This window comes from Pseudomonas sp. 43(2021) (assembly GCF_017490805.1).
Taxonomy (GTDB): Bacteria; Pseudomonadota; Gammaproteobacteria; order Pseudomonadales; family Pseudomonadaceae; genus Aquipseudomonas.
The window spans coordinates 50,116-68,875 of sequence record NZ_JAFGYJ010000003.1; the positions used below are offsets into that span (position 1 = coordinate 50,116).

General features: G+C 62.0%; 19 protein-coding genes. 16 read left to right on the forward strand and 3 right to left on the reverse strand.

The features are described from left to right. Nucleotides 1-52: 52 nt before the first annotated feature. The 3 genes from J5M71_RS03240 to flgA all read right to left on the reverse strand — a co-directional run bounded on the left by J5M71_RS03240 (nt 53) and on the right by flgA (nt 1,801). Nucleotides 53-520 carry a flagellar protein FlgN gene (locus J5M71_RS03240; protein ID WP_207829627.1) on the reverse strand — a complete coding sequence of 156 codons (468 nt, stop codon included), beginning with the start codon at nt 518-520 and terminating at the stop codon, nt 53-55. A 49-nt stretch (nt 521-569) separates the two neighbouring features. Further along, nucleotides 570-884, reverse strand: a complete 315-nt coding sequence (gene flgM / locus J5M71_RS03245; RefSeq protein WP_063912863.1) for a flagellar biosynthesis anti-sigma factor FlgM — start codon at nt 882-884, stop codon at nt 570-572. Nucleotides 885-1,048: 164 nt separating this feature from the next. Then, on the reverse strand, nt 1,049-1,801 hold the full coding sequence (gene flgA / locus J5M71_RS03250) for a flagellar basal body P-ring formation chaperone FlgA (protein WP_207829642.1): 753 nt from the start codon (nt 1,799-1,801) through the stop codon (nt 1,049-1,051). A gap of 77 nt (nt 1,802-1,878) precedes the next feature. On the opposite strand from flgA, the gene J5M71_RS03255 reads away from it, so the two are divergent. From J5M71_RS03255 to J5M71_RS03330, 16 genes are all read left to right on the forward strand, one after another. After that, the gene (locus J5M71_RS03255) at nt 1,879-2,808 is read left to right on the forward strand and encodes a chemotaxis protein CheV (protein WP_207829652.1); all 930 of its coding nucleotides are present in this window, start codon (nt 1,879-1,881) and stop codon (nt 2,806-2,808) included. Nucleotides 2,809-2,859: 51 nt separating this feature from the next. Then, on the forward strand, nt 2,860-3,687 hold the full coding sequence (cheR, locus tag J5M71_RS03260; protein ID WP_207829657.1) for a protein-glutamate O-methyltransferase CheR: 828 nt from the start codon (nt 2,860-2,862) through the stop codon (nt 3,685-3,687). Nucleotides 3,688-4,053: 366 nt separating this feature from the next. Further along, on the forward strand, nt 4,054-4,464 hold the full coding sequence (gene flgB / locus J5M71_RS03265) for a flagellar basal body rod protein FlgB (RefSeq protein WP_063912859.1): 411 nt from the start codon (nt 4,054-4,056) through the stop codon (nt 4,462-4,464). A gap of 2 nt (nt 4,465-4,466) precedes the next feature. Beyond that, the gene (gene flgC, locus J5M71_RS03270) at nt 4,467-4,910 is read left to right on the forward strand and encodes a flagellar basal body rod protein FlgC (protein WP_024087485.1); all 444 of its coding nucleotides are present in this window, start codon (nt 4,467-4,469) and stop codon (nt 4,908-4,910) included. 12 nt (nt 4,911-4,922) lie between these two features. Then, nucleotides 4,923-5,624, forward strand: coding sequence for a flagellar hook assembly protein FlgD (gene flgD, locus J5M71_RS03275; protein ID WP_207829660.1), 702 nt, complete (start codon nt 4,923-4,925; stop codon nt 5,622-5,624). Nucleotides 5,625-5,652: 28 nt separating this feature from the next. Continuing rightward, nucleotides 5,653-6,975: a flagellar hook protein FlgE gene (flgE, locus tag J5M71_RS03280; protein ID WP_207829663.1), complete on the forward strand. Its 1,323-nt coding sequence runs from the start codon at nt 5,653-5,655 to the stop codon at nt 6,973-6,975. Between the two features lie 48 nt (nt 6,976-7,023). Then, nucleotides 7,024-7,206, forward strand: a complete 183-nt coding sequence (locus J5M71_RS03285) for a hypothetical protein (protein ID WP_025340098.1) — start codon at nt 7,024-7,026, stop codon at nt 7,204-7,206. 160 nt (nt 7,207-7,366) lie between these two features. Then, a complete protein-coding gene (flgF, locus tag J5M71_RS03290) occupies nt 7,367-8,107 on the forward strand; it encodes a flagellar basal-body rod protein FlgF (protein ID WP_207829667.1) in 741 nt (246 codons plus the stop codon). A 47-nt stretch (nt 8,108-8,154) separates the two neighbouring features. Beyond that, nucleotides 8,155-8,940: a flagellar basal-body rod protein FlgG gene (flgG, locus tag J5M71_RS03295; RefSeq protein WP_013973621.1), complete on the forward strand. Its 786-nt coding sequence runs from the start codon at nt 8,155-8,157 to the stop codon at nt 8,938-8,940. 35 nt (nt 8,941-8,975) lie between these two features. Then, a complete protein-coding gene (flgH, locus tag J5M71_RS03300; protein ID WP_013973620.1) occupies nt 8,976-9,671 on the forward strand; it encodes a flagellar basal body L-ring protein FlgH in 696 nt (231 codons plus the stop codon). Between the two features lie 6 nt (nt 9,672-9,677). Continuing rightward, the gene (locus J5M71_RS03305; RefSeq protein ID WP_013973619.1) at nt 9,678-10,793 is read left to right on the forward strand and encodes a flagellar basal body P-ring protein FlgI; all 1,116 of its coding nucleotides are present in this window, start codon (nt 9,678-9,680) and stop codon (nt 10,791-10,793) included. A gap of 11 nt (nt 10,794-10,804) precedes the next feature. Continuing rightward, a complete protein-coding gene (gene flgJ, locus J5M71_RS03310; RefSeq protein WP_207829678.1) occupies nt 10,805-11,959 on the forward strand; it encodes a flagellar assembly peptidoglycan hydrolase FlgJ in 1,155 nt (384 codons plus the stop codon). A gap of 12 nt (nt 11,960-11,971) precedes the next feature. Further along, nucleotides 11,972-14,014 (forward strand): flagellar hook-associated protein FlgK, encoded by a 2,043-nt coding sequence (flgK, locus tag J5M71_RS03315; RefSeq protein ID WP_207829691.1) that lies wholly within the window; start codon nt 11,972-11,974, stop codon nt 14,012-14,014. Nucleotides 14,015-14,027: 13 nt separating this feature from the next. Then, the gene (locus J5M71_RS03320; protein WP_207829705.1) at nt 14,028-15,590 is read left to right on the forward strand and encodes a flagellar hook-associated protein 3; all 1,563 of its coding nucleotides are present in this window, start codon (nt 14,028-14,030) and stop codon (nt 15,588-15,590) included. Between the two features lie 377 nt (nt 15,591-15,967). Then, nucleotides 15,968-16,897: a ketoacyl-ACP synthase III gene (locus tag J5M71_RS03325; protein WP_025340093.1), complete on the forward strand. Its 930-nt coding sequence runs from the start codon at nt 15,968-15,970 to the stop codon at nt 16,895-16,897. A gap of 410 nt (nt 16,898-17,307) precedes the next feature. Further along, complete coding sequence (locus J5M71_RS03330; protein WP_207829708.1) at nt 17,308-18,732, forward strand: flagellin; 1,425 nt, start codon at nt 17,308-17,310, stop codon at nt 18,730-18,732. Nucleotides 18,733-18,760 lie beyond the last annotated feature (28 nt).

The window sequence follows — 18,760 nt, forward strand, 5'->3', positions numbered from 1 at the left end:
ACACGCAATTAACGGCATTTTGCCAGTATGTTCCGTGCCTTGATAGAAAAAATCACACTTGGCTGAGGGCCCGTGGCTTGGCCAGCGGCGAGGTGCTGCCGCGGCTGTCGTAGAGCGACGGAGAATCGCCGCCCATGAGGATGCGGATCTGGTTGTTGGTGACGTGTTGCTGCACCTGGATGATCCGGCCATTGGTCTGATTGACCTGCTGGCAGCTGTCCATCAGTTGCGACAGCATGTCGAGCCGTTGCAGCATCGCTTCGCCATGGGGCGATTGCGCGGCCACCGCCTGCACACCGGCCCGATCGGCACTCAGGCCCAGGCTGCCGAGCAACTGGCTGCGGCGCTGGCCGTGCTGCTCGAGCAAGATGATCAACGACTGCTTGCGCGCCAGGATCTGCTCCAGCAGCGGCATGTCGCGGCCATGCAGGGCTATCGCTTCTTTTTGCAGAAGGTCCAGCAGTTCCTGCATCGGGGCAATGTCATCTTCGATCAGTTGCAGCAAGGTGGTGTCGTGCATGGCTAACTCTTGGCTTTTCTGGCGTCCGTGAAGTCAGCGCGCCGAACGGTCAGCGCTGGGCTTCGAAATCGAGCAGTTTGCTGGCGACCCGGCCGGCATCGACCTGGTAGCTGCCGTCGGCGATTGCCTGTTTCAACTGGGCCACACGGGCACTGTTGACCACCGGCTCGTCGCGCAGCTTGTCGCTGATCTTCTGCAACTGCTGGGCCTCTTGGCTGAGGTGTACCGCTTCTCCGCTGGCACTGGTGGCGGTTGCCGCTTCCTGGCTGGCTGCCGGTTTTTCGGCGCTGCCGGGCGCGGTGTTGCCGCGCACGCCGCCCGTGACGGACGGAGAGTTATTCAAACGACTGAAGTCGATGACCATGATCAGAAACCTCTGGGTATTTGGACGCTTGCCTTGTTTTCGGCCAACCCGAAAGAAACTTTAGGCACAAATGCATAGCCGCCTGTCAGCAAGCTCGCGAACCCGTTTTCTGACACAGTTTAGGAAAAGCGGTTCCTTACCGCCAGCGCAAATCCGTGGGCTGGCTACATACTGACCTCGACCTGGCCGGGGCCGGTCACCCTGGCCTTGACCACCCGTTTGGAATTGAGGTTGCGCACCCGGATCTGCTCGCTCAGGCCACCCTTGCTCAGGGCTTCGCCTGGCATGCGCACGCTCAGGCTGCCACTGCGGGCGATGATCACCACGTGGTCGCCCTTGCGTACCACCTCGGCCTGTTCCAGGTGTTGCGGGGTGAGGACCTGGTCGATCACCGTGGGGCGCAGCATCTTCATGCCCACCGCCTGATCCAGTTCGGTCAGGAAACCTTGGCCCAGGGTGCCGACATCGCGCTCGCGCAGGGCCACGTCGCCTTCGCCCACCACGTTGTCGCGCTTGAGCGGGCGGGTCACCACCACCACGTCGCGGAACAGCCGCACGGTGGCCGGCACGAACACGGTCCACGGTGCCGAGCCTTCGCAGCGCACCTTTACCGTGACGCGGCCCAGCGGCTGGGCCGGGCTTTCCAGCGAGGCGTCCAGTTGCTGGCTGCACAGCGGCATGCGCAGGCGCGGGTCCAGCGGGTTGACCTGGATTTCGTAGCGGCCGGCGGTCTGGGTGGTGGCCAGGTAATCTTCAACGCTGAATTCAAGAAACCCTTGGGTGACACCGATAAGCTGTTCAGGCAAGGTAAACGCGTCCGCTACTGTGCGAACGCCGGGCAGCAACAGGCACAGCATCGCCAGCGAGCCAGTCAGCAGGCGTGTCAATCGTCGGGAAAATGTCGTTTTCGTGTACATGGCGCTCAAAAAAGCAAAGCCCGTGCCGACTCTCTACCTGAGTTGCAACGAAAGGCTGAAACATAAAGGAGTCTGGCATGGCAGGAGTGATGGATTCGGTCAACCAGCGCACGCAGCTGGTGGGGCAGAATCGCCTGGAATTGCTGCTGTTCCGCCTCAATGGTGAACAGCTATACGGCATCAACGTATTCAAGGTCAGGGAAGTGCTGCAATGCCCTGCGCTGACCCTGCTGCCCAAGGCGCACCCGGTGGTGCGTGGTGTCGCCAATATTCGCGGGGCGACCATCCCGATCCTCGACTTGTCGATGGCCACCGGGTTGCGGTCGCTGCAGGAAGACACGCGCAACAGCTTCGTGATCATCACCGAGTACAACACCAAGACCCAGGGCTTCCTGGTGCACTCGGTGGAGCGCATCGTCAACATGAACTGGGAAGAGATCCATCCGCCACCCAAGGGCACCGGCCGCGACCACTACCTCACCGCGGTCACCCGGGTGGATAACCGCATGGTCGAAATCATCGACGTGGAGAAGGTGCTGGCCGAAGTGGCGCCGTCGTCCGAGTCGGTGTCGGACGGGGTGATCGATGCCGAGGTGCAGGACAAGGCCGTGCTGCTGCGGGTGCTTACCGTCGACGATTCGTCGGTGGCGCGCAAGCAGGTCAGTCGCTGCCTGCAGACCGTGGGGGTCGAGGTGGTGGCGCTCAACGACGGCCGCCAGGCCCTGAACTACCTGCGCCAGCTGGTGGATGAGGGCAAGAAGCCGGAAGAAGAGTTCCTGATGATGATCTCGGACATTGAAATGCCGGAAATGGATGGCTATACGCTAACGGCAGAGATCCGCAGCGATCCGCGCATGCAAAAATTGCACATCTGCCTGCATACTTCGCTTTCCGGGGTGTTCAACCAGGCAATGGTCAAGAAGGTCGGTGCCGATGACTTCCTGGCCAAGTTCAAACCGGACGACCTGGCCCAGCGGGTGGTCGACCGGATCAAGGCAACGCATTGACGCGGCCGGGGGCAGGCCCCCGGCACCAGTGATTGAAAAGAGGCGGCAGTAGTGTCTACGGGTAATTTGGATTTCGAACAGTTCCGGGTATTCCTGGAGAAAGCCTGTGGCATCCTGCTGGGCGAGAATAAGCAGTACCTGGTTTCCAGCCGTCTCAAGAAGCTGATGGAGCAACAGGGCATCAAGAGCCTGGGCGAGCTGGTGCAGCGCATCCAGGTCCAGCCGCGTGGCGGCTTGCGCGAGCAGGTGGTCGATGCCATGACCACCAACGAGACCCTGTGGTTTCGTGATACCTACCCGTTCGAGGTGCTGAAGAACAAGGTCATCCCCGAGTTCATCCGCAACAACCCCGGCCAGCGCCTGCGCATGTGGTCGGCGGCCTGTTCGTCGGGGCAGGAGCCGTATTCCATCTCGATGGCCATCGACGAGTTCGAGCGCAGCAACCTCGGCCAGTTGAAGATGGGGGCGCAGATCGTTGCCACCGACCTGTCCGGCACCATGCTGACCAACTGCAAGACCGGCGAATACGACAGCCTGGCGATTGCCCGCGGTTTGTCCCAGGAGCGCCTGCAGCGTTACTTCGACACCAAGGGGCCGGGGCGCTGGGCGGTCAAGCCGGCGATTCGCAGTCGCGTCGAGTTCCGCGCCTTCAACCTGCTCGACAGCTACGCCAGTCTGGGCAAGTTCGATGTGGTGTTCTGCCGCAACGTGCTGATCTACTTCTCGGCGCAGGTGAAGAAGGACATCCTGTTGCGCATTCACAGTACCTTGAAGCCAGGTGGGTATCTGTTCCTCGGGGCTTCCGAGGCGCTGAACGGGCTGCCGGACCATTACCAGATGGTGCAGTGCAGCCCGGGGATCATCTACCAGGCCAAGTAACCAAGAGGGCCGGCAGCGAAAGTTGCCGGCCTTTTTGTTTGTCTGTGCCGGCCTCTTCGCGGGCATGCCCGCTCCCACAGGAACCATGCAAACCTCAGGGTCGCACTCTACCTGTGGGAGCGGGCGTGCCCGCGAAGAGGCCGGCTCAGGCAAAATGCTGACGTCAATTTTTTGTTTTGCCGCTTTTGCCGCCCGGCAATTGCCGCTTTCGCCGCCCAAGGCGGAAGGCCTTTGCCGCTTTTCTGGCATCACTATGACAGCACTGCGCTCTGCAGGCCCGTATTTCCGGGCTTTTCGTTGGTTGGCATAGCCCTTGCTACACCTTGCCCAACGATATTCCGGTCAACCTCCGAAGGTTTCCCCGACATGAGCATCAGCTTCGACAAGGCGCTTGGTATCCACGAAAAGGCCCTGGGCTTCCGCGCCCAGCGCGCCGAAGTGCTGGCCAACAACATCGCCAACGCCGACACGCCCAACTACAAGGCGCGTGACATGGACTTCGCCTCGGTGCTCGCCGCCGAAAGCGACAAGCAGCAGAGCGGTGGCCGCTTCAGCCTCGAACGTACCAACAGCCGTCATATCGAGGCCGAGGGCCTGGCCATGGCCGACGATACCCTCAAGTACCGCACGCCAACGCAGCCGTCGATCGACCAGAACACCGTGGACGCGCAGATCGAGCAATCGAACTACACCGAAAACGCCGTCGGCTTCCAGGCCAGCTTCACCTTGCTCAACAGTAAATTCAAAGGGCTGGTTTCGGCCCTGCGGGGAGAATGACCATGTCCCTTTCCAGTGTCTTCAACATTGCCGGTAGCGGCATGAGTGCGCAGAACACGCGCCTGAACACCGTTGCTTCGAACATCGCCAACGCCGAGACCGTGTCCTCGAGCATCGACCAGACCTACCGCGCGCGCCACCCGGTGTTCGCCACCACCTTCCAGGACGCGCAGGCCGGCAGCAGCCAGTCGCTGTTCGAGGACCAGGGCGAGGCAGGGCAGGGCGTGCAGGTAAAAGGCATCGTTGAGGACCAGAGCACCCTGGAAGCCCGTTACGAGCCCAACCACCCGGCGGCGAACAAGGACGGCTACGTCTACTACCCGAACGTCAACGTGGTCGAGGAAATGGCTGACATGATCTCTGCCAGCCGCGCGTTCCAGACCAATGCCGAGCTGATGAACACGGCCAAGAGCATGATGCAGAAAGTTCTGACCCTGGGGCAGTAATAGGAAGCCGACATGACCACCACCAATTCCACAACCGAGGTCGGCAGCGCGTACCTGACCTCGCTGCAGAAGCAGACGTCGAAAACCGACAGCAGCACCGGCGCTGCCGGCAGCGCCCTGGGCAAGGATGCATTCCTGCAGCTGCTGGTTACCCAGATGAAGAACCAGAACCCGCTCGATCCGCAGGAGAACGGCGAGTTCGTGGCACAGCTGGCGCAGTTCAGTAGCCTCGAAAGCATGCAGTCGCTGAATGATTCGGTGACCTATATCGCGGCGGGGCTGCAGTCATCCCAGGCCCTGCAGGCGTCGTCGCTGGTCGGGCGCAATGTCATTGTCGAGACCAACAAGGCTGTGGTCGACACCAGCAAGGACATGAAAGGCACTGTCAACCTGACGTCGTCCAGCACTGCCACCTCGGTTGGTATCTACGACAAGGACGACAAACTGGTGCGCACCATCGACCTGGGTACGCAGAAAGCCGGCAAGATCGACTTTACCTGGGATGGCCTGAATGACGACGGCGAAGCCGTGGCGGCAGGTACCTATACCTTCAAGGCCACCGCTTCGATCGACGGCAAGGCCACCACCATGACCACCAACCTGCCGGCCTCGGTCACCAGTGTGACCATGGGTACCAACGGTTCGGAGATGACGCTCAACCTGGCTGGGCTGGGCAGTGTTGCGCTTTCCAAAATCCAAAGCATCGGCATTTAGGGCCTGAGCAAAACGACAGGAGTTACACATGTCTTTCAATATCGGCCTTAGCGGCCTCTATGCAGCAAACAAGGCCCTGAACGTAACTGGCAACAACATTGCCAACGTTGCCACCACCGGCTTCAAGTCGTCGCGTGCCGAGTTCGCCGACCAGTACTCCAACTCCGTGCGCGGCACCAGTGCCGGCAAGAACGTGGTGGGTACTGGCGTGAAGACTGCTGCCGTGTCGCAGATGTTCACCCCGGGCAACATCAATGGCACCGGCCAGGCGCTGGACATGGCCATCGATGGCAACGGCTTCTTCGTGATGAACGACAACGGCTCGAAGATCTACACCCGTGCCGGTGCGTTCTACAGCGACAAGGACGGTTACGTGGTCAGCTCGTCGGGCGCCAACCTGCAAGGTTATGCCGTGGATGCCAACGGCAAGATCATCCAGGGCGTGCTGACCAACCTGCAGATCGATACCTCGAACCTGACGCCGAACCCGACCGGAAAAATCTCCGAGAATGTCAACCTGAACTCCAGTGCTACCGCACCGGCCATTACGCCGTTCGATCCCGCCAATACCGGCAGCTACAACTACACGTTCAACACCGATGTGTACGACAGCCAGGGTAACGCGCACCAGTTGAACCAGTACTTCGTCAAGGATGCCGCCAGCAATTCGTGGACCATGTACACCACCATCGACGGTCGCAACCCCGCCGACCCGACCTCGACCACGCCACTGGCCAACAAGCTGCCGTTCAAGTCCGACGGCACCCTTGATACTGCTGCCATGACTGCAGGCCCGGTAGCCGGTGGCATGACCATCGCCGCCGACAAGACCTTCACCCTCGACAACTGGATTCCGGCACAGAAGAACGCTGCCGGCGTATGGAGCCCGAACGGCGCCACTGCCAACCTGGCCGGGGTGAACCTGGACATGCTCGGCACCACTCAGTACAACGCAGCAAGCGCCACCACCGCCAAGAGCCAGGATGGCTTCGCTACCGGCGAGTTGTCGGGTCTGACCATCGATCAAAGCGGCAACATGTTCGCCAACTTCACCAACGGCCAGGACAAGGTCATCGGCCAGGTGGCCATCGCCAACTTCGCCAACCTGCAGGGCCTGACCCCGGTTGGCGGTACCAGCTGGAAAGAGTCCTACGCCTCGGGCGTACCGGTGATCGGCGCCCCGGACACCGGCACCCTGGGCCAGATCACTGGCGGTGCGCTGGAAGATTCCAACGTCGACCTGACCGGCGAGCTGGTCAACCTGATCAAGGCGCAGAGCAACTACCAGGCCAACGCCAAGACCATCTCCACCGAAAGCACCATCATGCAGACCATCATCCAGATGACCTGATGGTTATTGGGGCCGCAAAGCGGCCCCAAATTCTCGAGGTCTCAACGCATGAAACGGCTAATGCTCACAGCCCTGCTGGCCATGGCCCTGCCACTCGCGGCCGCTCCCGCCCCGTTCTACCAATGGCAAAGCCTGGCTACCGGTCGCTACATGTGCTCGGCCAGCAGCCCGGGCGAAGGCTGGGTGCGCCATTCCGGCCCCTACAACAACGCCGCTTGCCGCACCTTCTGAGCAAACCCTTGCCGCAGACGGCAAACATCCGCCGACAAACTGACGTTTATTGCCTCTCACCACGCTGAAACCCCTGTAAACAAGGGCTTTCAGACTTGGTTCGATTATTGCTTTGAACCTGCGCAGTGACAGCGCGGCAGCTACGCGCAGAGGAGATACTGTGGACAAGTTGCTTTATGTGGCCATGACCGGTGCCAGCCAGAACGCGCTGGCGCAGAAGGCCCACGCCAACAACCTGGCGAACATTTCCACCAACGGTTTCCAGCGTGACCTGGAGCAGGCGCGCTCGATGCCGGTGTTCGGCGACAGCTTTCCGTCGCGCGCCTTTGCCATGACCGAGCGCCCGGCCACCGACTTCAGCGAAGGCCCGCTGGTCGAGACCGGTCGCGACCTGGACGTCGCGGTGACCGGCAGGGGCTTCATTGCCGTGCAGGCGCCAGATGGCAGCGAAGCCTACGTGCGTACCGGCAGCCTGAACATCGACGCCCTTGGCGTGCTGCGTGCCGGCAACGGCATGCCGGTGATCGGCAACGGTGGCCCGATCGCCATTCCACCGGAGCAGAAGGTGGAAGTGGGGGCCGACGGCACCATCAGCATTCGCTCCATGGGTGAGGACCCGCGGGTAATGGCCGAGGTCGACCGCATCAAGCTGGTCAATCCGGACACCAAAGGCCTGACCAAGGGCCTGGATGGCCTGATCCATACCCGCGACGGCCAGCCGGCCGCCGCCGACGTCAATGTGCGGGTGGTGTCGGGCTTCCTGGAAGGCAGCAACGTCAATGCCGTCGAGGAAATGACCTCGGTGCTGGCGCTGTCCCGCCAGTTCGAACTGCACGTCAAGATGATGAACACGGCCAAGGAAGGCGACGAAGCCATGGCTCGGGTTTTGCAAATCGGCTAATCACTTTTGAACGGGTGCCGTAAAACAGGCGCACGAGGAGAATCAACATGCTTCCGGCTCTTTGGGTCGCTAAAACCGGCCTGTCCGCCCAGGACACCAACCTGACGGTCATTTCCAACAACCTGGCCAACGTCTCGACCACCGGTTTCAAACGTGACCGTGCCGAGTTCCAGGACCTGCTGTATCAGATCCGTCGTCAGCCCGGCGCCCAGTCGACCCAGGACAGCGAGCTGCCCTCGGGCCTGCAGGTCGGTACCGGTGTGCGCATCGTTGGCACCCAGAAAAGCTTTGTCGCCGGTAGCCTGCAGACCACCGAAAACCCGCTGGACATGGCGGTCAACGGTCGTGGCTTCTTCCAGATCCTGCAGCCGGATGGCACGGTTTCGTACACCCGTGACGGTACCTTCCACCTGAACTCCGACGGCCAGATCGTCACCGCCAACGGTTACGCCCTGGAGCCTGCCATCGTCGTGCCGAACGATGCGCAGACCTTCACCGTTGGCCAGGACGGCACCGTGTCGATCACCACCGCCGGCAACCCGGCAGCGCAGGTGATCGGCAACATCCAGACCGCCGACTTCATCAACCCGGCCGGCCTGCAGGCGATCGGCGACAACCTGTTCCTTGAGACCGCCGCCAGTGGCGCGCCGCAAGTCGGCACCCCGGGCCTGAACGGTTTCGGCACCACCCTGCAGCAGACCCTGGAAAACTCCAACGTCAGCACCGTGGAAGAGCTGGTGAACATGATCACTACCCAGCGTGCCTACGAGATGAACTCCAAGGTCATTTCCACCGCTGACCAGATGCTGTCGTTCGTCACTCAACAGCTCTAACCCAGTCACTCTGTTGCACCCGTGAGGTAAGCGTCATGAATCGTCTGTTGTCCGTTTTCGCCCTGGGGGGGGCGGTGTTGCTGGCAGGTTGCGTCGCGCCGACGCCCAAGCCCAACGACCCGTACTACGCGCCGGTACTGCCGCGCACCCCGTTGCCGGCAGCGGCCAACAACGGTTCGATCTACCAGGCCGGTTTCGAGCAGAACCTGTACAGCGACCGCAAGGCGTTCCGGGTGGGTGACATCATCACCATCACCCTCAACGAGCGCACATCGGCCAGCAAGAACGCCGGCTCGCAGATCCAGAAGAACAGCAACGCCAATATCGGCCTGACCTCGTTGTTTGGCAGCACGCCGAGCACCAACAACCCGTTCGGCAGTGGTGACCTGTCGCTGGAGGCCGGCTATAGCGGCGAGCGCGCCACCAAGGGCGACAGCAAGGCCACCCAGGGCAACACCCTGACCGGTTCCATTACCGTGACCGTGGCCGAAGTGCTGCCCAACGGCATCATCGCCGTGCGCGGCGAGAAGTGGCTGACCCTGAACACCGGCGAAGAGCTGGTGCGCATTGCCGGCATGATCCGCGCCGACGACATCGCCACCGACAACACCGTGCCGTCCACCCGTGTGGCCGATGCACGCATCACCTATTCCGGTACCGGCTCGTTCGCCGATGCCAGCCAGCCCGGGTGGCTGGACCGCTTCTTCATCAGCCCGCTTTGGCCTTTCTGAGTACGGATGACCATGTTCAACGTGAGGCAGCTGATTGCCGCAACCCTGCTTCTGTCCTGTGCCTTTGGCGCCCAGGCCGAGCGCCTGAAGGACATTGCCAGCATTTCTGGCGTGCGCTCCAACCAGCTGATCGGTTACGGCCTGGTGGTGGGGCTCAATGGTACGGGTGACCAGACCACCCAGACGCCGTTCACCCTGCAGACCTTCAACAACATGTTGTCGCAGTTCGGCATCAAGGTGCCGGCCGGCTCCGGCAACGTGCAGCTGAAAAACGTCGCGGCCGTGTCGGTGCATGCCGACCTGCCGGCGTTCGCCAAGCCAGGCCAGGTGGTGGACATTACCGTGTCCTCGATCGGTAACTCCAAGAGCCTGCGCGGCGGCAGCCTGCTGATGACCCCGCTCAAAGGTATCGACGGCAACGTCTATGCCGTGGCCCAGGGCAACCTGGTGGTGGGCGGCTTCGATGCCGAGGGCCGCGATGGTTCGAAAATCACCGTCAACGTTCCGTCGGCTGGTCGTATTCCTGGCGGTGCTACCGTCGAGCGTGCAGTGCCGAGCGGCTTCAACCAGGGCAACAGCCTGACCCTGAACCTCAACCGCCCCGACTTCACCACCGCCAAACGCATCGTCGACAAGGTCAACGACCTGCTCGGCCCAGGCGTGGCCCAGGCCGTGGACGGCGGTTCGGTGCGGGTCACTGCGCCGATGGACCCGAGCCAGCGCGTGGACTACCTGTCGATTCTCGAGAACCTCGAGATCGACCCGGGCCAGGCAGTGGCCAAGGTCATCATCAACTCGCGTACCGGCACCATCGTCATCGGCCAGAACGTCAAGGTGTCGCCGGCCGCGGTGACCCACGGCAGCCTGACCGTGACCATTACCGAAGACCCGATCGTCAGCCAGCCGGGGCCGTTCTCCAACGGCCAGACTGCCGTGGTGCCGCGCTCGCGGGTCAACGCCGAGCAGGAAGCCAAACCGATGTTCAAGTTCGGCCCGGGCACCACGCTGGATGAGATCGTCCGCGCGGTGAACCAGGTGGGCGCAGCGCCCAGCGACCTGATGGCCATCCTCGAAGCCCTGAAACAGGCCGGCGCCTTGCAGGCCGACCTGATCGTGATCTGAGGACGGCGCGGATGAACAGCAAAAGCCTGGTTTCCGGTAGCGTCGACAGCGGCGCCTACACCGACCTCAACCGCCTCAGCTCGCTGAAGGTGGGTGATCGCGACAGCGAAGCCAACGTGCGCAAGGTGGCCCAGGAGTTCGAATCGCTGTTCATCAGCGAAATGCTCAAGGCCTCGCGCAAGGCCAGCGACGTGCTGGCCGACGACAATCCGATGAACACCGAAACGGTGAAGCAGTACCGCGACATGTACGACCAGCAGCTGGCTGTGAGCATGTCCCGCGAAGGTGGCGGTATCGGCCTGCAGGACGTGCTGGTGCGCCAGCTGACCAAGGGCCGCAGCACATCCATCAATACCAGCCCGTTCCCGCGCGCCGAGGGCGGTGGCCCGGCGTTGTGGGGCAACAAGGTGGCGCAGCCGGTGCATGCCAATGATTCGGCAGCTACCCGCAACGACGTTGCCGCGCTCAACTCGCGGCGCCTGGCGTTGCCGAGCAAACTCACTGACCGCTTGCTGGCCGGCATCGTGCCGTTGGCGGCCACCACCAACAGCGCTGCCGTACCGGCCCGTGACGGCCAGCAGGTAGCCCAGGCCTTCGCCGTGCCGGACAACGGCCTGCGCATCCTCGGCCGCGCCGTGGCCCAGCCGCCACTGGCACCGAACAAGGCTTTCGCCGACAGTGACGAATTCGTCGCCACCATGCTGCCGATGGCCGAACAGGCCGCCAAACGCATTGGTATCGACCCGCGCTACCTGGTGGCCCAGGCCGCCCTGGAAACCGGTTGGGGCAAATCGGTAATGCGCAACACCGATGGCAGCAGCAGCCACAACCTGTTCGGCATCAAGGCCACCGGTAACTGGCAGGGCGAGCAGGCGCGGGCGATCACCAGCGAGTTCCGTGACGGCCAGTTCGTCAAGGAAACGGCGGCGTTCCGCAGCTACGACTCGTACCAGGACAGCTTCCACGACCTGGTAAGCCTGTTGCAGAGCAATTCCCGCTATCAAGATGCACTGGATTCGGCCGATAACCCTGAGCAGTTTGCAAGAGAGCTGCAAAAGGCAGGTTATGCGACCGACCCGGGCTATGCGAAGAAAATCATCAGCATCGCCCGGCAAATGCAAGCAACCCCGCAATACGCCATGGCTGGCAGAACCACGAATCTATAAAAGGACTAAATCATGTCGAGCCTGATTTCTATCGGCCTGAGTGGCCTGAGTGCCAGCCAGGCGGCATTGTCGGTAACCAGTAACAACATCGCCAACGCCGCAACCAGTGGCTATTCGCGCCAGCAGACGATTCAGGCAGCGGGCCCTTCGCACAACATCGGCGCGGGCTTCCTGGGTACCGGCACCACGCTGTCGGACGTGCGCCGCATCTACAGTGCCTACCTGGACAACCAGCTGCAGACCGCCACCTCGCTGCAGGCCGACTCGGTCGCCTTCCAGGACCAGATCACCACCGTCGACAAGCTGCTGGCCGACCGTGACACCGGTATCAGCTCGGTCCTTACCGCATTCTTCTCGGCCCTGCAGACCGCAGCGGCCAAGCCCGGTGACGTCGCCTCGCGGCAGTTGCTGCTGACCCAGGCGCAGACCTTGAGCAACCGCTTCAATGCGGTGTCCACCCAGCTGAGCCAGCAGAACGATGTGATCAACTCCCAGCTCGATACGCTGGCGGGGCAAGTCAACAAGCTCACCGGCAGCATCGCCGAGTACAACAAGCAGATCGCCGCGGCCAGTGGCACCGGCAATACCCCCAACAGCCTGCTGGATGCGCGCAGCGAAGCCGTGCGTCAGCTCAACGAGCTGGTGGGTGTGACGGTGCAGGAGCGTGACGGCAACTACGACGTATACCTGGGCAGTGGCCAGTCGCTGGTCACCGGCAACAAGGCCAATACCCTGTCGGTGCAGCCGGGTGCTGCCGACAAGAGCCAGGCCAGCCTGCGCATCAACTACGAGTCGTTCAGCTCCGACGTGACCTCGGTGATTACCGGTGGCACCATCGGCGGCCTGTTGCGCTATCGCCAGGATGTGCTGACGCCGTCGATGAACGAGCTCGGCCGTGTCGCCCTGGTGGTGGCCGACAGCATCAACAGCCAGTTGGGCCAGGGCCTGGATGCCAACGGGCAGTTCGGCAGCTCGCTGTTCTCCAGCATCAACAGTGCCACCGCCATTGCCCAGCGCAGCCTGGCCTCGTCGAACAACAGCTCCGGCTCTGGCAACCTCGATGTGACCATTGCTGACAGTGGCAAGCTGACCACCTACGACTACGAGGTGAAGTTCACCAGCGCCAACCAGTACAGCGTGCGCCGTTCCGACGGCACCGACATGGGCACCTTCGACCTCAGCGCCGACCCGGCGCCGGTGATCGACGGCTTCAGCCTGTCGCTCAATGGCGGTGGCCTGGCGGCAGGGGACAGCTTCAAGGTGATCCCCACCCGTGCGGCAGCCGGCAGCATCACCACCACCCTCACCGATGCCAACAAGCTGGCTTTCGCCGGGCCGATCAGTGCCACGGCGGGCAGTGGCAATAGCGGCACCGGCACCATCACCCAGCCGACGCTGGGCGAATCGCTGGACATCTATGGCGGTGCCGATACCGCGCTGGTGCAGCAGGCGATTCGCGACTCGATGCCGGTGCGCGTGGTGTTCGACGCCGCCAGTGGCGGCTCCCAGGGCTACAAGCTGTACGATGCCAAAGGTACCCAGATAGGCACCGGCAGCGTGGTGCCAGGTACCGACAACAAACTGTCGGTGGCTGTGCCGATGCTCGATGCTGCTGGCAACCCGATTCTCGACGGCAGTGGCAACCCGCGCACCTTCGCGGTCGAGACCACCATCGGTGGCAGCCCGGCGGCCAACGACAGCTTCACCCTGTCGTTCAATGCCGACGGCAAGGCCGACAACCGCAATGCCACGGCGCTGCTGGGCCTGCAGACCAAGTCGACGGTGAACACCGGCTCTGGCGGCGGCACCAGCTTCACCTCGGCCTATGCCTCGCTGGTCGAGCGCGTGGGGGCCAAGGCCAACCAGGCCACCATCGACACCACGGCGACCCAGGCGGTGCTCAAGTCCGCCAGCGAAAGCCGCAGCGCGGTGTCCGGGGTGAACCTGGATGACGAGGCGGCCAGCCTGGTGAAGTTCCAGCATTACTACACAGCGTCGTCGCAGATCATCAAGGCGGCGCAAGAAACCTTCAGCACCCTGATCAATGCCTTGTAAGGAGTAGACTCTCGTGCGTATTTCCACCGCTCAGTTCTATGAGTCCAGCGCCAGCAGCTACTCCAAGAACTTCTCCAGCATGAACAAGACCAACGATCAGGTGACGTCGGGTATCCGCATCCAGACTGCGGCCGATGACCCGGTCGGCGCTGCGCGCCTGTTGCTGCTGCAACAGCAGCAGTCGCTGCTGGACCAGTACAGCAGCAACATCAATACGGTGAGCAATGCCCTGCTGCAGGAGGAGAGCGTGCTCTCCACCATCAACGATGCCATGCAGCGTGCCAGTGAGCTGGCAATCCGCGCCGGTGGTGCCGGGGTTACCGATTCCGACCGCGTGGCCATCAGCACCGAGCTGAAAGAGATCGAGGCAAACATTTTCGGCCTGCTCAACTCGCGCGATGCCAATGGCGACTACATGTTCGGCGGCTCCAAGAGCACCTCGCCGCCCTATGTGCGCAACTCCGACGGCACCTACAGCTACCACGGTGACCAGACCCAGTTGAGCCTGCAGGTGTCCGACACCCTGAACCTGGCGACCAACGACACCGGCTTCACCATCTTCGACTCGGCCAGCAACAAGAGCCGCACCCAGTCGACCCTGCTGGTGCCGGCCACCGACGATGGCGTGGTCGGGGTATCGCCAGGCCTGATGACCTCGAGCAGCAGCTACAACAACAGCTTCACTGCGGGCCAGCCGTACAAGCTGACCTTCACCAGTGCGACCCAGTACGTGATTACCGACGCCAATGGCAACGACGTCACTGCTGAAACCGCCACCAACGGTACCTTCGACAGCAAGACCGAAGGTGCCAACCGCATTGCCTTGCGTGGCGTGGAGTTCGAAATCACCGTCACCCTGGAGGAGGGCGCCGATGCCGATGCCGCCGTGGCGGGGCGTGAATTTTCCCTGGCGGCGCGTCCGGATTCGTTCAACACCACCCGCAGCGCAGGAAACACTTCCAGCGCCCAGGTCACCAGCAGCACCGTAACCGACCAGGCCGCCTATCGCAGCACCTTCCCCAGCAATGGTGCGGTGATCAAGTTCACCGGGCCGGGCAGCTACGAGTTCTACGCCCAGCCGATGACAGCCGATAGCAAGCCGGTAGCCACGGGCACCTTCACTGCGCCGGCGTTGACGGTGGCCGGTGTGACCTACCAGGTCTCCGGTTCGCCGCAGGCGGGTGACCAGTTTGCGGTCACGGCCAACACCCACCAGAACCAGAACGTGCTGGAAACCCTCAGTCAGCTGCGCGCGGCGCTGGACACGCCGGTGACCGGTATTGGCCAGGCCAATGCGTTGAAGGATTCGGTGGCTTCGGCAATCGCTAACCTGGCCAGCGCTCGTGAGCAAATTGACATCACTCGCGGTTCGATCGGTGCCCGTGGCAACTCGCTGGAGATCCAGCGCCAGGAGAACACCAGCCTGGGCCTGGCCAACAAGACTACCCAGAACGCCATCGGCAACACCGACATGTCCCAGGCGGCCATCACCCTGACCTTGCAGCAGGCCATGCTCGAAGCCTCGCAACTGGCCTTCTCGCGCATTTCTCAGCTGAGCCTGTTCAACAAGCTCTGATCGGTGGTTTAAAAAGATGGGGCTGCTTTGCAGCCCTTCGCGGGCGCGCCCGCTCCCACAGGAACTGCATGGGCCTCAAGCTCATGCCAAACCTGTGGGAGCGGGCGTGCCCGCGAAGGGGCGCAAAGCGGCCCCGCCTTTTTCCTGCCTGCGAAACGCCCAGTCCGCACACCCTCGCCACGGCTTTCGTAGCATTTCAATGTGACCAATGAGTCAAAACGGTCATCTTCCCTGTATTCTATGCAGCAGCTGTTGCAGCATTTTGTTACCGGTGCGCAGGCGAGCACTGCCTTCAACCCCCAGCGGTGACGTTCCGGTATTTGGCGCCCTCAATTCATCGAGTGGTGGTCTTTGGCTGTTTTCATTGGGAAGCCAGAATGATTGGCATCAAAAGCATTGCGAGTTACGTGCCCACCGCTGGCCTGGACAACTATGTCCAGGGTGCGAAGTTCGGCAAGGACGAAGAGTTCATGTTCGGCAAGATCGGCGCGTCGTTCCTGCCGCGCAAGGCCGCTGAACAGGAAACCTCCGACCTGTGCGTGGAAGCCGCCCAGGCGCTGTTCGCCAGCAACCCCGACCTCGACCCGCAATCGATCGATGCGCTGATCGTGGTCACCCAGAACGGTGACGAAGAAGGCCTGCCGCACACCGCCGCCATCGTCCAGAGCAAACTCGGCCTGTCCACCCGCGTGGCGGCGTTCGACGTGTCGCTGGGCTGCTCCGGCTACGTGTACGGCTTGTACGCCATCAAGGGCTTCATGGAAGCGGCAGGGCTGAAGAACGGCCTGCTGATCACCGCCGACCCGTATTCGAAGATCGTCGACCCGGAAGACCGCAACACCACCATGTTGTTCGGTGATGCGGCCACGGCCACCTGGATGGGTGAAAACGCGGTATGGAACCTGGGCCAGGCGCGCTTCGGCACCGACGGTTCCGGCGCCGAGCACCTCAAGGTCAGTGATGGCAAGTTCTTCATGAACGGCCGCCAGGTGTTCAACTTTGCCCTGGTCAAGGTGCCGGCGCACCTGCACGAACTGCTGGATGCCAGTGGCCTGAAGTCGTCGGATATCGACGCCTTCTGCATCCACCAGGGCAGTGCGGCGATTGTCGATGCCGTGGCCCGGCGTTTCGAAGAGGACCACCCGGAGAAGTTCGTGAAAGACATGCTGGAAACCGGCAATACCGTTTCCTCCAGCGTGCCGCTGCTGCTGCAGAAGCACATGCTCGACGGCAGCTGGAAGCGCGTGGCGATCAGCGGCTTTGGCGTGGGCCTGTCGTGGGGCTCGGCCATCCTGTACCGCGACTGATCCCTCAGCAGTCCAAAAAAAGCGCCCGGCGGCCACCGCCTGGCGCTTTTTTAATGCTCGAAAGAACATCGTGGCCGTTACACGGCTTCTGTGGGAGCGGGCATGCCCGCGAATACCGGCCAAGCCGGTGCCAGCCACCGAGTTGCCTTCTTCGCGGGCGCGCCCGCTCCCACAGGGGAGGGATGGTGCTACTGATATGGTATTTAGCCTGCTCTCGCACGGTTTTTGACGCCAATAAACCGCCCTTAAGCCCTTGATTTCTCTGGGCTGGCCTCGTGCCAGCATTTTTTTTTTAAAAAGGCCCTCAAGCAACCCGCACACCCGACGATAACTATTACGAAGGTTCTCTAGGCCAATCCGGCGGTTGCCAAGGCCGGAAGCCGCAGTACCCATCCAACGAGGATTTCGTCATGGCTTTAACTGTAAACACCAACATTGCGTCGATCACTACTCAGGGCAACCTGACCAAGGCTAGCAACGCTCAGACCACTTCGATGCAGCGTCTGTCCTCGGGTCTGCGCATCAACAGCGCTAAAGACGACGCCGCCGGCCTGCAGATCGCCAACCGTCTGACCAGCCAGATCAACGGCCTGGGCCAGGCAGTGAAGAACGCCAACGACGGTATCTCCATTGCCCAGACCGCTGAAGGTGCAATGCAGGCTTCGACCGACATCCTGCAGAAAATGCGTACCCTGGCCCTGTCCTCGGCTACTGGCTCGCTGAGCGCCGACGACCGTAAGTCGAACAACGACGAATACCAGGCTCTGACTGCCGAACTGAACCGTATTTCCACCACCACCACCTTCGGTGGCCAGAAGCTGCTGGACGGCTCGTACGGCACCAAGGCCATCCAGGTCGGCGCCAACGCCAACGAAACCATCAACCTGTCGCTGGACAACGTTGCCGCTAGCAACATTGGTTCTCAGCAGATCAAGAGCACTGCGATCGCCCCAAGCGCGGCCGGCCTGGCTGCCGGTAGCATCACTGTTACTGGTAACGGCCAGACCAAGACTGTTGCTTACGCCGCAGGTGCTTCGGCCAAGACCATCGCAGCCGATCTGAATGGTTCGATTGGTGGTTTGACTGCAAGTGCAAGCACTGAAGTCAAGCTCGATGTTGCTGGTGCGACGCCTGCCAACTTCAAGCTGGCTGTCGGCAGCAGCGGTACTGTCGACTTCGTTGGTGTAACCGATCTGGCCAGCCTGGCCGACCAGTTGAAATCCAACGCTGCCAAGCTGGGTATCAGCGTTAACTATGATGAAGTGAACAAGAGCCTGAGCGTCAAGTCGGACACCGGCGAAAACCTGAGCTTCTCTGCTGCTGACGCCAACGCCCAAACCAATATCCTGGTCGGTGCCAAAGATGGCTCTGGCAACTTCGCTGCACCTGCGGCCCTGGGCGCTGCTGCCATCGTAGTCAACGGCCAGATCTCCCTGGACTCGGCTAAAGGCTACTCGCTGAGCGACGCTGGTACCGGTGTGACCGCCCTGTTCGGTAGCGCCACTGTTTCGTCGGCCAAGACCACTATCGCTCAAACCGACGTTACCGATGCCACCAATGCCCAGAACGCCCTGGCCGTTATCGACAAGGCCATCGGTTCGATCGACAGCGTCCGTTCGGGCCTGGGTGCTACCCAGAACCGTCTGCAAACCACCGTCGACAACCTGCAGAACATCCAGAAGAACTCCACCGCTGCCCGCTCCACCGTGCAGGACGTGGACTTCGCTTCGGAAACTGCCGAGCTGACCAAGCAGCAGACTCTGCAACAGGCTTCGACTGCAATCCTGTCGCAGGCTAACCAGCTGCCATCCTCGGTCCTGAAACTGCTCCAGTAATTCAGGCGCCTGAGTAAAGGGTGAAAGG